This window comes from bacterium, from assembly GCA_020440705.1.
GTDB lineage: Bacteria > Krumholzibacteriota > Krumholzibacteriia > LZORAL124-64-63 > LZORAL124-64-63 > JAGRNP01.
The window spans coordinates 1-539 of record JAGRNP010000382.1; the positions used below are offsets into that span (position 1 = coordinate 1).

The window sequence follows — 539 nt, forward strand, 5'->3', positions numbered from 1 at the left end:
GACCGCCTCGCGCGCTATGCTTCGTCGCGACCATGAGCGACGTGTCCTCCTCGGATCCGATGCTCGGCGCGCGCGTCAGCCAGACGGCGACGCTCGACGCCGGCGCAGGCCCGGTGACCGCCGCCGATCCGAGGACCGCGGCGACCTTCGAAGTGCTGCCCGACGCGGGCGGCGAGCCGCACCCGGAAGCCGCGCTCCACGCCGGGGACTCGCTCGGGCGCTTCGTGGTGCGCGCGGAGCTGGGGCGCGGTGGCATGGGGATCGTGTATGCGGCCGAGGACACGACGCTCGGCCGCGAGGTGGCGCTCAAGGTGCTGCCGACGAGCGACGAGGAGCCGAAGAGGAGGCTCATGCGCGAGGCGCGGTCGGCCGCGGGCCTCACCGATCCTGGCATCGCCACGGTCTACGACGTCGGCGAGGAGGCGGGCCGCGTGTTCATCGCGATGGAGCTCGTGCGCGGCAGGACGCTGCGCGCGCTGCTCGACGCGAGGCCCGCGGGCGATCGCGCGCTGCCCGTCGCCGACGCGCTGCGCATCGGG

1 protein-coding gene is annotated in these 539 nt (G+C 75.1%); it reads left to right on the forward strand.

Features of this window, described 5'->3' with window-relative positions; genetic code table 11:
* Positions 1–32: 32 nt before the first annotated feature.
* On the forward strand, positions 33–539 hold a 507-nt coding region (locus KDM41_18910; GenBank protein ID MCB1185496.1), incomplete at its 3' end, for a protein kinase.